Here is a 14624-nt window from a genome sequence, read left to right on the forward strand (position 1 = left end):
TATTTACATTTTAGCGCGTTATAATTTAAAGGTCCGCGGTTCTATACCCAAACGGCGATACATTTTAAATTTTTCTCGACCAATTTGCTTGGCTGTTTCATTATTTTCAACAATTTCTATAATGTGGCTAAAATGATCAACTTGTTCAAGTGCATGATTGTTAAAATTAAATACTAACAAGCCTTGTTCAAGCGGTTGTTTAGCCGAAATACATACAGCAGCTTCAGCTTGGTCAACTCCATGTGGAATGAAACTAACAGGGTCGAAATCCCATAATCTTTCATCAAGAGTTTGTTGTAGCTGCACATCTGGGCAATACCACCAGATTTTAGGATGCTTCTGCAAAATCTTTCGGCATAAACGGCAAGCACTATCGACTTGCCGTTCTTCACTGGTTTCAAACAGATAAAAACTAACTTTAGCCATTCGTATTTACACGATTCGCTAAAAATTGCATGAGTAATGGTACTGGGCGACCTGTTGCACCTTTAGCTGGACCAGATAACCATGCTGTTCCTGCTACATCTAAATGAGCCCAACGGTACTCACGTGTAAAGCGCTCAAGGAAACATGCTGCCGTAATTGCACCGCCGTATGGACCGCCAATATTTGCAATATCAGCAAATGGTGAATCAAGTAATTCCTGATAATCCTCAATCACTGGCATACGCCATACACGGTCAAATGATTGCTCACCCGCTTGTTGAAGTTCAGCTGCTAAAGCATCATCTGGTGAGAACAAACCACTCAGTACTTTACCTAAAGCGACTACACATGCACCAGTTAATGTTGCGATATCAACCACAACTGCTGGGTTGAAGCGTTTGATATAGGTCAATGTGTCGCACAGTACCAAACGACCTTCTGCATCGGTATTTAAGATTTCAACTGTTTGTCCGCTCATGGTTGTCACAATATCACCTGGGCGAGTTGCTTTACCTGATGGCATGTTTTCTGCAGCTGCAATTGCTCCAACGACATGAATAGGAAGTCTTGCCTCGCATAGCGCGCGAATAGTACCTAGTACAGAGGCTGCACCGCACATATCGAACTTCATTTCATCCATGCCTAGGCCTGGTTTTAAAGAAATACCGCCTGTATCAAAAGTAACGCCTTTACCAACAAGCACAACAGGCGCTTGGTCAATTCCAGCTTGGTATTCGAGTGTTACGATACGACCCGGACGTTCAGATCCTTTGCTGACTGCAAGAAAAGCATACATACCTAAATCAGCCATTTGCTGTTCATTTAAGACAGTTACTTTGAGTAAGTCAGGGAATTCTGCAGCTAAAGCTAATGCTTGTTCTGCCAAATATTCAGGGAAGCAAATGTTACCTGGACGGTTTCCAAGGTCACGTGCATACGACTGACCAGATTGTACGGCATGCACTAAAGCCAGTTGTTTTTCATCGAGGCTCGTTGTTGAACTAATTAAATCAACCTGTTGTAACACAAATTCATTTTTTTTCGATTTAAACTCATCATAACCATAAGCTGCTTGAGTTAAGCTTAAAGCGAATAAATAATGGTATTCGACAGGTAACGCAGCAATATCAATTGCGATATGCTTAAATTTATTTTGTGTCGATTTGATAATGGTTTGGGCAAGTTTAGCGAGCTTAACCGCCTGAAGTTCGGCTGTTTTTCCTAAGCCAAGTAATTGGCTATGAGGTTGATTTGAAACTTGCCCGAATAAAGGCAGAGTTTCATTGAAGTTGCCTTTGAATTGGGTGGCAGTAAGAACGCTTTCTAGGTTATTGATTTGATATGTGTTGATGTTGCTTTGTAGCTGTTCTGAATCAACTAAAACCCACAAAGATTCATTAGATGTCTGTTCGGGAAAAGTTGTATAAGTTGTAAATTTCATGGCTGCCGTGATTGCCTATAGAAAGTTATGTTGGATTAAAACATTGAAACACTTTCAAGCATAGCGTTGCAATGTGCGGTTTTATATTTTTAACATTCGGGTAAACTAGCACACGTCCCGATTAGCCTTTTGGAAGTATTACTTTGATTATTCGGCGTTATCTCGTCAAGCAAGTTGTCTCTACCTCATTGGTGGTCATTTCTTTACTGACCTTAATCATGATGGGTGGTCGTCTGATCAAATACTTTGGTGTGGCGGCGCAGGGGCGTTTAGATGCCAGTATCTTATTTAGCATCATTGGATATCGTTTACCTGAATTTCTAACACTCATTTTACCATTGGGTTTTTTCATTGGTTTAATGTTGGTGTTTGGTCGTTTATATGTTGACCATGAAATGGCTGTATTAAATGGTAGTGGTGTAAGCCGTCATCAATTAGCACGATTACTCATTCCAATGACGCTTGTTTATATGGTTTTTCAGTCTGTGCTTATGCTCTGGATGACGCCGTGGGGACTACGTGAGTTTGAAAAACTGACAACAACACAAGCTGTTCGGACAGGTTTCGATTTGGTTCGACCAAGAGAGTTTATTTCCTCTGGGCCATATACGATCTATGCAGGTTCATTGTCAGAAGACCGAAAGAATTTGAAGGATATTTTCTTTTATCAACGCGCTGCTAAAGAAGATAAGCCAGATGTTATGATTTTGGCAAAGGAAGCGACTCGTGTAGAAGTTGCAAATGATACCGCCAATGTCGTTGATCTGGTACAAGGTCGTCGCTATGAAATATTCCCGGGACAACCAAAATATACACAAGCAGAGTTTCAGTCTTATCGTCTACGTTTAGAAAATGACAAAGATGTTAAGTTTGAGAGTGGCGATGTAGAAGCACTATCAACAACAAAACTCTTTTCAAAAACGAATGATCCAGTCATCAGAAGTGAGTTGGGATGGCGCTTATTTGGGCCATTCACCATTGTTATTGCGTTAATGCTATCAGTGGCATTGTCTGAGGTGAGCCCACGACAAGGCCGTTATTACCGTCTTATTCCGGCGATTTTTATTTTTTCCAGTCTGATCGTATTAATGATTGCAATCAAGACTCGTATTAGTAAAGAAGAACTCGATATTTGGGCTTATCCTGCCGTGTTGGTTGTGTATGGCGTTGCTGCCGCTTTATTCTCACGTAAGCAGAAGTTGGGACCAAAAATCAAGAAACAGATCAAGCGAGTGAAATTATAATGTTAGCACGTCGAATAGTCGCCAAATATGTGACGAAAACCACTGCGCTTGCGATGTTTGGCACCACAGTTGTTTTGTCCATTCTTCAGGTCTTATTTACATATCTTGGCGAGTTGGGTGAGCTCAAACCAGACTATAACGCATGGCAAGCTCTCGTCTATGTCTTGTGGGGAGCTCCTCGCTATCTCTATGAAATTTTACCTATCTCTGCCTTGATTGGTGCTGTGATTGGACTGGGCTCATTGGCAACGAGTAGTGAACTCATTGTTATGCGTTCAGTGGGTGTTAGCTTATGGCGTATTGTCGGTTGGGTTATGCGCTCAGCTTTACTGCTTATTATTTTGTCGTTTGCTTTAAGTGAATGGGTTATTCCTTATACCAATGAAAAAGCACAAAGTGTTAAAAGCCATCGTTCAGTAGCTGCTTTAGGTGAAGTTAAAGGCTATTGGTCACGTGAAGGGCAGCGATTTATCTATATCGACTATGCTAACTCTCAAGGCAATTTAAGAGACATTCAAGTGGTCGACTTTGACCAGAACTATTACTTGCAATCATTAATTAATGCTCAGCAAGGACAGTTTATTAAAAATGGTCAATGGGCTTTGAAAAAAGCTGAACAAATGGATATTTTGGCGGCAGGAAATGCCATCAAAACTGACCATGAAGAACAATCGCTTGCTTTAGCATTACAGCCTAAATATGTGCACATGGTGACTTTAGATCCTGAAGATTTATCACCAAGCCAACTGATTAGCTTTATGCGTTATATGGATGAATATAGTCAGGTACCAAAGACGTACCAATTGGCTTTCTGGCAAAAAGTTGCTTCACCATTTTCACTCATTGCATTAGTTCTCGTGGCGTGTTCTTTTATTTTTGGACCATTACGCCAACAATCGATGGGTTTCCGTCTGGTAATCGCATTGTTTATTGGTTTGAGTTTCTATTATTTGCAAGATTTCTTGGGCTATGCGAGCTTGGTTTATTCCCCATCTCCAGCATGGTTCGTACTTGTACCTATCTTGCTAATGTTTGGTGCCGGAAGTTATTTGCTTTACCGCGCTCGTTAGAAATAAGTGATATTTATAGTTTTCATCAATCGCGGATATTGGTGAAAGCCATAGGAATAAATAGAGTCTTGGCCGAAAATTCGGTAAGATATTGTGACGAAATTGTAGACAAAAGAGAAATTGATTATGACGGATGCAACTGCTGGCAAGATCCCTCACGTTCTGGTCATTATGGATGGTGTTGGACACCGTGAAGCGATTGAAGATAATGCTTTTCTTGCAGCAAAAACACCAAATTTGGCGGCAATGAAAGCCAAGCATCCGAATAGTCTAATTTCTGGTTCAGGTGAAGATGTTGGATTGCCTGATGGGCAAATGGGGAACTCTGAAGTTGGCCATATGAATCTTGGCGCTGGCCGTGTGTTATATCAAGACTTTACCCGTATTACTAAAGATATCCGTACTGGTGACTTCTTTAAACATGAAGTGTTGATCGACGCTGTTGAAAAAGCCAAAGCTGCTGGCGGTGCTGTCCATATCATGGGGCTACTTTCAGAAGGTGGCGTCCATTCACATGAAGATCATATTGTGGCGATGTGTGAACTTGCATTAAAACGCGGTGCAAAAGTTTATTTGCACGCTTTCCTTGATGGTCGTGATACACCTCCACGTAGTGCTCAGCCGTCTTTAGAAAAATTAGATGCATTATTTGCTCAATATCCGGGCCAAGGCCGTATCGCAACCATGATTGGTCGCTACTTTGCAATGGACCGTGACAACCGTTGGGATCGCGTTGAGCAAGCTTATCGCTTGTTGACCGAAGGTGAAGCACTTCGTACTGCGCAAACAGCGGTTGAAGGGTTGGAATTAGCTTATGCAGCCAATGAAAATGATGAGTTTGTAAAAGCGACTCGTATTGGTGATATTGCTAAAGTTCAAGATGGTGATAGCGTTGTATTTATGAATTTCCGTGCTGACCGAGCTCGTGAAATTACTCGCGCCTTTGTAGAGAAAGATTTTGCTGGCTTTGAGCGTAAAGTTGTTCCAAATCTTTCTAAATTTGTGATGCTTACACGTTATCAGGCTAGCATTGATGCGCCAGTTGCATACATGCCAGAAGCTCTCAAAAATTCATTGGGTGAATATTTATCTTCACTTGGAAAGACTCAGTTACGTATTGCCGAAACTGAAAAATATGCTCATGTAACATTCTTCTTTAGTGGTGGTCGTGAAGATGAATATCCAGGTGAAAAACGTATTCTAATTCCATCTCCAAACGTTGCGACATATGACCTTAAGCCTGAAATGAGTGCTTATGAAGTCACTGATGAGTTGGTTAAAGCGATTAATTCGGGTGAATACGACTTATTGGTTGTGAACTATGCAAATGGTGATATGGTCGGTCATACGGGTGTGTTTGATGCGGCGGTTAAAGCAGTTGAAGCGGTTGATACCTGTTTAGGTCGTGTCTATGAAGCAGTTATGGCGAAAAAAGGTCATATGCTCATTACTGCTGACCATGGTAACGTTGAACAAATGCAAGACTACGAAAGTGGCCAAGTGCATACTCAACATACAACCGAGCTTGTGCCGTTTATCTATGTTGGCCCAACACAAGCAACAATTGCAGAAGGTGGTGTGCTTGCAGACGTAGCACCGACAATTCTCAATTTAATGCAGATTCCTGTTCCTGCCGAAATGCAAGGACGTAATCTGATTACACTATCTGCATAAGTTAAAGGTGATTGGATGCTGCAACACATTAAATATAAAAAACTTATTGTAAGTATGTTGCTGTGTTGCAGCCAATTTGCTTTTGCAGCGCCAGTTGTAAAAGAAAAAATGTCACCTTTGCACTCTGACTCGGAAGAACCGGAACATAGCTATGCAGAGGTGCCGATCGAGTCGATTCAACAGTTTGTGCAAATCTATGGAATCGTTCGAGATAACTACGTTGATGTGAAATCTGACGATGCCTTGTTTCAACAAGCCATAAAAGGGTTAGTGAGCGGGTTAGATCGTTATTCGCGTTATTTATCGGCAGAAGAATATCGCCAACTGATTCAATACACAGAGGGTGATCTTGCGTCAGTTGATTTTGCATTAAGCCCTGAAACACATGCTCATAAATGGATGATTCGTGATCTTAAAACCGGTTCTGATTCCTATAAATTAGGTTTGAGAAATGGTCAGACGATTCTCAAGATTGATAACCAAGATTTAAAAAATTTAAACCAAGATCAGGTGCTTGGACTACTTTATGGCTCTATAGGAAGTACACTTCAAGTACAAGCAGAAGAGCTAAACGGAAACATTAATTTAGTCCGTAATAAAAAAATAGAAACTGATATAGAACCTGTAATGCTACATAATCAGGTGCTCGTACTCAAAATTAGAGTGTTCCAACAAGACACTGCTAATGAAATTAAAAGATTAATTGAAGAAAATAGCTCCCCACGTTTAAAGGCTGTTTTAATCGATTTGCGAAACAATCCGGGTGGGTTGTTATCGGCAGCAGTTGAGTCGGCAGATTTATTTTTAAATAACGGAATTATTGTTTCGACCAAAAGCCGTTCGGAAGGTAACCAGCAGTTTCAAGCTTTGCCCGGTAATGAATTTCAGAATATAAAACTGGGTATATTAATTAATCACCGCTCTGCATCGGCGGCAGAAGTTTTTACTGCGGCCATGAAAGAACACCAGCGTGCTTGGGTGATGGGTGAAAAAAGTTATGGAAAAGGTGTAGTACAAAAGCTATTTCCTTTGCCAAGTGGGGCGGCTCTACAAATGACAGTCTCTCACTACTACACACCCAATGGCAATATGATTGAAGGACAGGGTATTCAGCCTAACCAGACCTATCCATTACCTGCAGAAATGAAAGAAGAAGTATATTTAGAGCGCGTTGCAGATTTATTCCTAAAGAGGAAGTAATTTTTATACTTCCTCTCCCATTTCAGTATCTAAGCCAAACTTTTTTAGTCGATAGCGTAAAGAACGGAATGTCATTCCTAGCTTTTTAGCGGCCAAAGTTCGATTCCAATGCGTCATGTTCAGAGCATTCAGTAAAATATCTTTTTCGATATTTTCTAAGTAGCGTTCTAAACCTTCCATTGGAAATTTTGGGTGAGTCTGAACAGTCGGTGTTTGATTTAGTTGTTTCGTTACGATTTGCGGGCTCACACTACTACCTCTAAGAGGAGGAGCTAAGTGTGTCAAATCAATGCACTCATCATCACTTAAAGTAATAGCTCGCTCAATCATATTTCTTAATTCACGAACATTACCCGGAAAGTCTTGCTGCAATAAGTAAGTTTCAGCGCTCGCCGTTAATTGCTTGCTTGAAATTCCCCATTCCGTACAAACCTTTTGAATAAAATGATTGGCCAATAGCAAAATATCTCCACCACGGTCACGCAGTGGCGGCAACATAATATCCATCACATGAATACGGAAAAATAAGTCCTGACGGAATTTGCCTTGTTGAACTAATAAATCTAAGTCTTGGTGACTCGCACTGATTACTCGAAAATCAACATCAATTTCCTGATCTGAACCTACAGGGCGAATCTTTTTCTCTTGTACTGCGCGAAGCAATTTAACTTGCATACTTAAAGGCAATTCGGCAATTTCATCTAAAAATAAACTGCCGCCGTGTGCCGATAAAATAAGACCTTGTTTATCTTGAGTCGCTCCAGTAAAGCTCCCTTTTTTATGCCCGAAAAGTTCACTTTCCATGAGCTCAGTTGGGATTGCTCCACAGTTAATTGCAATAAATGGTCCTTCACTGCGGTTGCTTAAACGGTGAATCAGATTAGCAACAACTTCTTTGCCTGTACCAGACTCGCCTGTAACAAATACAGGAGCTTGGGAGCGGGCTATTTTTTTAATAGCTGTCCGTAAGTTTTGTATAGGTGGCGAACGCCCAATTAATAAGTCATTCTCTAGAGTTGTTTCACCAAATTCATGCTCTGGTTTTGGCTGGTTGAGCGCCTTTTTTAACAGCTGATCTAAATGAATTTGGTTAATTGGTTTGCTGACAAAATCAAAAGCTCCCGCTTTTAATGCTGCAATTGCAATATCCATATTGCCGTATGCAGTTAAGACTGCAATGGGAGTGTGGGGGTAAGTTTGAGAAACATGTTGGACCAATTCTAAGCCACTACCGTCAGGTAGATTTAAATCGGTCAAGCACGCATCGTAATGAAACTGAGTAAAGAGCTGTTTGGCCTGTTCAACCCGATAAGCAAGCTGTGTCTTAATCCCCATTCGTGCAAGAGTCATTTGCATTAACAGGCACAAATCTTCTTCATCGTCTACAAGCAAAACGAGTGGTTGCTGTTCTGCCATTTCCCCAAAAACCTAATAAAAAAATCAATATATTATTGGGCATTCTATTCTGAAGCATGCCCCTTGTTTTTGCTCTACATAAGTGAGCTTTGCATGGTTTGCCTCACAAAAACTATGAGACAAATATAATCCTAAACCAGTTCCATTAATTTCGGTACTAAAAAATGGTTTAAATAATTGAGATATATCACGTTTTGAAACACCTTCACCGTAATCGATCACATCAATATAAATTTTATTTGTTTGTGAATGGATATTGATCAGAACATAGGGAGAGTCGGGTGCATTGTGGCGTAGAGCATTCCTAACAAGGTTAATGAGGACTTGTCTGAGTTGCTTTTCATCAAACAATAGCTTTAAGGATAAATCAGAACTTTTAAGCTGGATCGTATGTTTAACATCAGATAAATCTTCATCTAATAACGTTTTTAAGAAGTCATTTAATTCAATCTGGATGGGATACGTTCTTTCACTGCGGGCAAGTCCTAACGTATCTTGAACAATACTATCAATGCGTTTCGTTTGCTTGCCAATCATATTGCGCAAAGTATTTTGCTGTTCCGCGTCACTATCTTTGAGTAATTCATTTGCTTGAACAATAGCTGCAAGAGGATTACGGATCTCATGTGCAATACTTGCTGAGAGTTGTCCTAAAGCGGCAAGTTTGAGTTGTTGAGCTTGCTGATTAATCTGCTGTGCATCTTGTAAGATGAGTAGTGTTAATGCTTGTTGCGGCACCAAAAGATGTTGCACTTTAATATTAATAGAATAAGCCGACAGTCGGGACTCAAAAATAAATCGATCACCTTCTTTTAGGTTATCAAATTTAAGAATTTCAAATAAGTCAGCATGCCATTTTGCTAAGGGATATTTTTCACTGGCAAATTGAGGTGGAATTCCTAAAAGAGAGCAGGCGGCTGGATTACTTAAAACAATGTCGTAGTTTTCATCTAGAACTAAATAGCCCTCTTCAATTTGTTCCAAGATATAGCGGTTAATATTTTGTAGTTGATAGAGTTCTATTGATTGATGGAAAGTTAGCGCTTCAAGTAATTTAAAGCGCTGGACCGCAATTTGTCCGATTCCGTGTACTACAAAAAACAAGAAGGCCAATAAGGCGCTATTACCAATCGTATTTAAATTATTGTAGTCAAATAAACTGCCAACGAAGCGTTGGTAAATAACCGCAATCACTGCAAGTAATGTAATGAGCAACGACATTCTTGCGCTGAGTAAAATCGCCGAGGTGAAGATTGCAATTACATAGAGTAAGCTGAGTTGTAAATTTGGTTCACCCACAGAAAAAGTCAGTAAACTCAAACAAATAATATCAACTACAAAAAATAAAATGAGCTGCCTTGTTGCCTGAGTAGCAATAAACTTAAAGCATAAAAGTTGAAGAAGACTTAAGATCGAATAGCCGAGCAGTGTGTAAGAATATAAAGCGGGTTGTTGTAGACTATTGTCGATTTGAGCATCGGTTAAAACCAAAATAATATTCAGGCTAACCGCAATAATAAGGCGATATAAACCATACCACGTGCCCAAACGAAATATCGTATGGGACAAGGATGAGTTTACGGGAAATTGCATGTAAGTCTGATTAAGGCTTGATCAGACCGTAGCGAATCGCGAGATGAGTTAGTTTAACGTCACTATCAATGGCTAGCTTTTCAAAAATACGGTAGCGGTAAGTATTCACTGTTTTGACACTTACAAAAAGTTTGTCTGCAATTTCTTGAGCGCTAATACAATTTACAACCATCATTGCAACTTGCATTTCTCGTTCAGATAGTGAGTCAAAAGGCGATTGTTGTGTATCGGATAAATATGAACTCGCTAATTGCTCGGCAATATCGGCGCTGAAGTATTTGCCACCTTGCATCACTTTATTAATTGCGCGAACCATTTCTGTAATTGGAGCACCTTTGGTAATGTAACCTTTAGCTCCTGCTTTAAGCAACAGAGATGGGTAAGGTTCTTCTGCTAAGCCACTGACTGCAATCACCTTTGTATCTGGTGCGGTTTGTAGTAAACGGCGGGTTGTTTCTACGCCACCGATGCCAGGCATGTTGACATCAAGTAGAACAACTTGAGGATGTTTCTGACGAACAATAGCAATTGCTTCTTCACCCGATTCGGCTTGTCCAATGACCTCTACATCGGCATGATCTTCTAACATACGGCAGATACCTGTACGTACAAGTTCATGGTCATCCACAACTAAAACTGTAATCAAGAAGACCTCCTTTCTTTCAAAAAACAAGTTTTTTGTTACATAAAGCAAAATTAGCTTGCAATGGAATGACAAAATTAGCAATCCTATTCTTATATAGTGAGCGAATAGTTGTGCACAATTGTGTCGGTAAAAGCGTTATACCTTATCCCTCAAATGTAAGGCATAATTATAGTAAGCGCAAATGTGTATCACCCTGAGTCGAGTATTGTGCCGTGAAAAATTCTAAAAAGTCTTTAATGCATGTGCTAAGCATGTCTATTTTGCTTAGTTTGAGTTCAACAAGCTTTGCAGAACTCGTCAATAACCCGTCCTCAGGGAATAGTGGTACTGCAAGCTTAAATTGGTCAGCAGCGGATGCTAGTCAACTTTTAAATGATGAAGATGATGAACCAACTCCGCAAGGTTCAACATCTGTAACTACAACTTTGCGTGGCAGTAATGCGCCAAAAGTTATTAGCTCTACACCTAGGGTTGCTCCAATCCGTGATACGTCTGGTTACAATGCCCAGCCGAGTGTAAGTGCTCGAGCTGCACTTGTGATGGACGCGCAAACTGGTGAAGTGCTCTACAGTAAAAATACCAACGCTTCTGTACCAATTGCATCTATTACAAAAGTGATGACAGCGGTTGTAACGGCGGATGCCCGTTTAAACATGTCTGAAGAAATTACACTTGAGCAAATTGACTTTGCTGGTGCTGGTGGGAAAAATTCTAGCTCTACCTTACGTGTTGGCGACAAGATGAACCGTGCAGAAGTTCTTTTGTTTGCTTTAATGAAATCTGAGAACCCTGCAGCGGCTGCCTTAGCACGTACTTATCCAGGTGGTCGCCCTGCATTCGTAGCTGCAATGAATGCTAAAGCTCGTGCTTTGGGTATGAATTCGACTCATTACTATGAATCAACTGGTCTAGATCCACGTAATGTATCTTCGGCACGTGATTTAGGTATTTTAGTAAGTACCGCATCTCAATATGGTTTGATTCGTCAATTCTCAACTACACCGACTTATGACTTTAATTTGGGTTATCGCGTGTTGAAATCTAACAACACAAATGCTCTAGTTCGTAACGGTGGTTGGAATATTAACCTGTCTAAAACTGGATATATTAATGAAGCAGGTCGCTGTGTTGTAATGCACACGACTGTAAACTCACGTCCAGCAGTCATTGTATTACTGGGTGAACCAAGTACACAGGCACGTAATAATGATGCAACTAACTTATTGGGTTGGTTAAGTAATTTACCAAAACGTATTTAATTTCAATATTCTAAAAAACGCTTCTATCAAGAAGCGTTTTTTTATGACTATAAAAAGACATAAAAAAACGGCTGTATTAAACAGCCGTTTTTGAAAAATCAGATATTACATATTAGATAAAATAGAATCTTTTACTTGGTCCATTGTTGCATCAATTGATAACATAACTGCATCAGCACATTGTTTGATTGCAGTGTCAGGATCTTTCAAGCCATTACCAGTTACTGTACATACAATTACAGAACCTTCAGCAATTTTACCCGCTTTAATATCACGGATCGCACCGCCGATAGAAGCAGCAGACGCTGGCTCAACAAATACGCCTTCATACATAGAAAGTAAGCGTTGAGCTTCTAAAATTTCGCTGTCTTGAAGTTCATCAAACCAGCCTTTAGAGTCACGTACTACAGCTTTTGCATGGTTCCAGCTTTGTGGATTACCAATACGGATTGCAGTTGCAACAGTTTCAGGGCTTTCAACTGGAGCGCCACGTAAGAATGGAGCTGCGCCAGAAGCTTGGTAACCTACCATAGTTGGTAAACCTTCTGGTTTTGGACCAGTGAATTGATCAGTAGCAGCATCATAAATCACTTGTTCAAACTGATCAGCAGGTTGGTTTGCTACAGCTTCGGTATAACCCATCCAGTGAGCAGTGATGTTACCTGCGTTACCTACAGGTAAGCAGTGGTAATCAGGTGCGCGGCCTAAAGCTTCAACGATTTCATAAGCAATAGTCTTTTGACCTTGCAAACGGTAAGGGTTGATTGAGTTTACAATCGTTACAGGCGCTTGATCAGCGACTTCTTTTACAAGACGCATACCATCATCAAAGTTACCACGAATTTGCATAGTGATCGCACCATACATCATCGCTTGTGCCATTTTACCCATCGCAATTTTGCCTTCTGGAATCAAAACAAATGCTTTGATACCTGCACGTGCAGCATAGGCAGCAGCAGCAGCAGAAGTGTTACCAGTAGATGCACAGATAATCGCTTTAGAGCCTTCTTCAACCGCTTTGGTTACAGCCATGGTCATACCACGGTCTTTAAATGAACCAGTTGGGTTTAAACCCTCGTATTTCACATAAATTTCAACATCTTTGCCAATAATACGTGGAATATTCTCAAGTTTAATGAGTGGGGTGTTGCCTTCACCCAAAGAGATAGCACGAGTAGTTGCCGAAACTGGCAAACGGTCACGATAACGATCTACAAGACCAGTATAACGATTGGCATTAGACATGATGGTGTTCCAATTAGAGATGAAGCGGGAGAGGGAATCTTTCCCTCAACCTGATTAACTATCGAGCGATTCTAAACGAATTCTTACGATTTCGCCACGAATTGCAGGTAATGCTTGAATTTGTGCAAGAGCATCATCCATTTTTGATTCAACGATTGGATCGGTCAGAATCACGATTGGAATAAGGTCTTTTAAACGAGATTGTTGCATGATCGCATCAATACTAATTCCAGCGCGACTTAAGATGGTAGTTACATCTGCAAGTACGCCAGTTTGGTCTTCTGCATTTAAGCGAATGTAATAACCTGTGGTCATTTCTTCACGGCTTAAAATTGGCACATTGGTTAATGCTTCAAAAGCCAACTGAGGAATTGTGCCTGCGCCGTCTTCGGTATAAGAGATGTCACGGACAATATCAATAACGTCGGCAACAACCGCAGAAGCTGTAGGACCTGCGCCTGCACCCGCGCCGTAATAGAGTGTTGGACCTACGGCATTTGCCTGAACTAATACAGCGTTTTTAACGCCGTTTACATTCGCAATCAGCTGCTCATCTGGAATGAGTGTTGGATGAACACGTAACTCAATACCTTTTTCAGCACGACGTGCAATACCGAGATGTTTAATGCGGAAACCAAGATCTTCTGCATATTTGACATCTTGTGCAGTGATTTTGCTGATACCTTCGGTATAAACCTTATGAAGAGGAATACCAAACGCACAAGACGCTAAAATGGTAAGTTTATGCGCAGCATCAATACCTTCAACGTCAAAAGTTGGGTCTGCTTCTGCATAACCGAGTTCTTGAGCTTCTTTTAATACATCATCAAATGCACGACCTTTCTCACGCATTTCAGTCAGAATAAAGTTACCTGTACCATTAATAATACCTGCCAACCATTCTATATGGTTTGCAGCAAGACCTTCACGGATCACTTTAATAATTGGAATACCGCCAGCAACTGCTGCTTCATAAGCAATTTGCACAGCATTGTCTTCTGCTGCTTTAAATAATTCATTGCCGTGTTCAGCGAGTAACGCTTTGTTTGCAGTCACGACTTGTTTGCCGTGTTTGATCGCTTCCATGATAACTTCGTAAGCAGGGTGGATCCCACCCATAACTTCTACAACTACATCAACGTCTGGTTGACGAACGATGTCAAGTAAATCGGCGCTTTGTTTAATCCCTTCCAATTCAAGATCTGGACGAGGGCGGCGTGTTCCAACGTGGGTAATTTGAATTTCTCGACCGGTGCGACGTTTAATTTCAGCGGCATTTTCTTGTAGTAGTTTAAGGGCTCCTCCACCTACGGTTCCTAGACCGAGTATTGCCAGGCGAACTGGTTTCACGTCACACTCCATTCATCATTTAATCATTTAGTTGAAGCTAGATCATAGCTAAAAAAAACG

General features: G+C 40.7%; 12 protein-coding genes. 5 read left to right on the forward strand and 7 right to left on the reverse strand.

Annotation, left to right across the window (positions count from 1 at the left end):
• Positions 1 to 18: 18 nt before the first annotated feature.
• Positions 19 to 426: a DNA polymerase III subunit chi gene (locus JGE69_RS17230; RefSeq protein WP_199114178.1), complete on the reverse strand. Its 408-nt coding sequence runs from the start codon at positions 424 to 426 to the stop codon at positions 19 to 21.
• On the reverse strand, positions 419 to 1867 hold the full coding sequence (locus JGE69_RS17235) for a leucyl aminopeptidase (protein WP_033851247.1): 1449 nt from the start codon (positions 1865 to 1867) through the stop codon (positions 419 to 421). The genes JGE69_RS17230 and JGE69_RS17235 overlap by 8 nt, the downstream gene beginning before the upstream one ends.
• Positions 1868 to 2010: 143 nt before the next feature.
• On the opposite strand from JGE69_RS17235, the gene lptF reads away from it, so the two are divergent.
• From lptF to JGE69_RS17255, 4 genes are all read left to right on the forward strand, one after another.
• On the forward strand, positions 2011 to 3111 hold the full coding sequence (gene lptF / locus JGE69_RS17240) for an LPS export ABC transporter permease LptF (RefSeq protein ID WP_002121169.1): 1101 nt from the start codon (positions 2011 to 2013) through the stop codon (positions 3109 to 3111).
• Positions 3111 to 4181: an LPS export ABC transporter permease LptG gene (lptG, locus tag JGE69_RS17245; RefSeq protein ID WP_002121203.1), complete on the forward strand. Its 1071-nt coding sequence runs from the start codon at positions 3111 to 3113 to the stop codon at positions 4179 to 4181. Before lptF ends, lptG begins: the two co-directional genes overlap by 1 nt.
• A gap of 126 nt (positions 4182 to 4307) precedes the next feature.
• The gene (gene gpmI / locus JGE69_RS17250) at positions 4308 to 5855 is read left to right on the forward strand and encodes a 2,3-bisphosphoglycerate-independent phosphoglycerate mutase (RefSeq protein WP_017400161.1); all 1548 of its coding nucleotides are present in this window, start codon (positions 4308 to 4310) and stop codon (positions 5853 to 5855) included.
• A 15-nt stretch (positions 5856 to 5870) separates the two neighbouring features.
• Entirely contained in the window at positions 5871 to 7055 is a 1185-nt protein-coding gene (locus JGE69_RS17255) for a S41 family peptidase (protein WP_199114176.1), read from the forward strand.
• A 3-nt stretch (positions 7056 to 7058) separates the two neighbouring features.
• Here the strand turns inward: JGE69_RS17255 and JGE69_RS17260 are convergent, their stop codons facing one another.
• The 3 genes from JGE69_RS17260 to JGE69_RS17270 are packed head-to-tail and all read right to left on the reverse strand — an operon-like array spanning position 7059 to position 10710.
• The gene (locus JGE69_RS17260) at positions 7059 to 8471 is read right to left on the reverse strand and encodes a sigma-54-dependent transcriptional regulator (RefSeq protein WP_199114174.1); all 1413 of its coding nucleotides are present in this window, start codon (positions 8469 to 8471) and stop codon (positions 7059 to 7061) included.
• Between the two features lie 24 nt (positions 8472 to 8495).
• On the reverse strand, positions 8496 to 10064 hold the full coding sequence (locus JGE69_RS17265) for a sensor histidine kinase (protein WP_199114172.1): 1569 nt from the start codon (positions 10062 to 10064) through the stop codon (positions 8496 to 8498).
• Between the two features lie 10 nt (positions 10065 to 10074).
• Positions 10075 to 10710, reverse strand: a complete 636-nt coding sequence (locus tag JGE69_RS17270; protein ID WP_002121174.1) for a response regulator — start codon at positions 10708 to 10710, stop codon at positions 10075 to 10077.
• 212 nt (positions 10711 to 10922) lie between these two features.
• Between JGE69_RS17270 and pbpG the strand changes: the two genes are divergently transcribed.
• Positions 10923 to 11969: a D-alanyl-D-alanine endopeptidase PBP7/8 gene (gene pbpG / locus JGE69_RS17275; protein ID WP_005804058.1), complete on the forward strand. Its 1047-nt coding sequence runs from the start codon at positions 10923 to 10925 to the stop codon at positions 11967 to 11969.
• A 105-nt stretch (positions 11970 to 12074) separates the two neighbouring features.
• Here pbpG and thrC read toward each other — a convergent pair whose 3' ends face one another.
• Together thrC and JGE69_RS17285 are read right to left on the reverse strand one after the other, a co-directional pair.
• Positions 12075 to 13214, reverse strand: a complete 1140-nt coding sequence (gene thrC / locus JGE69_RS17280; protein ID WP_002048893.1) for a threonine synthase — start codon at positions 13212 to 13214, stop codon at positions 12075 to 12077.
• A 54-nt stretch (positions 13215 to 13268) separates the two neighbouring features.
• Positions 13269 to 14564: a homoserine dehydrogenase gene (locus tag JGE69_RS17285; protein ID WP_199114169.1), complete on the reverse strand. Its 1296-nt coding sequence runs from the start codon at positions 14562 to 14564 to the stop codon at positions 13269 to 13271.
• Positions 14565 to 14624 lie beyond the last annotated feature (60 nt).

Origin of the sequence: Acinetobacter sp. C13 (genome assembly GCF_016809775.1) — a bacterium.
GTDB lineage: Bacteria > Pseudomonadota > Gammaproteobacteria > Pseudomonadales > Moraxellaceae > Acinetobacter > Acinetobacter pittii.

Bases quoted from the DNA above. Each gene is read 5' to 3' on its own strand.
- JGE69_RS17230 (WP_199114178.1), bottom strand. From the start codon at position 426: ATGGCTAAAGTTAGTTTTTATCTGTTTGAAACCAGTGAAGAACGGCAA.
- JGE69_RS17235 (WP_033851247.1), bottom strand. From the start codon at position 1,867: ATGAAATTTACAACTTATACAACTTTTCCCGAACAGACATCTAATGAA.
- lptG (WP_002121203.1), top strand. From the start codon at position 3,111: ATGTTAGCACGTCGAATAGTCGCCAAATATGTGACGAAAACCACTGCG.
- gpmI (WP_017400161.1), top strand. From the start codon at position 4,308: ATGACGGATGCAACTGCTGGCAAGATCCCTCACGTTCTGGTCATTATG.
- JGE69_RS17255 (WP_199114176.1), top strand. From the start codon at position 5,871: ATGCTGCAACACATTAAATATAAAAAACTTATTGTAAGTATGTTGCTG.
- JGE69_RS17260 (WP_199114174.1), bottom strand. From the start codon at position 8,471: ATGGCAGAACAGCAACCACTCGTTTTGCTTGTAGACGATGAAGAAGAT.
- JGE69_RS17265 (WP_199114172.1), bottom strand. From the start codon at position 10,064: ATGCAATTTCCCGTAAACTCATCCTTGTCCCATACGATATTTCGTTTG.
- thrC (WP_002048893.1), bottom strand. From the start codon at position 13,214: ATGTCTAATGCCAATCGTTATACTGGTCTTGTAGATCGTTATCGTGAC.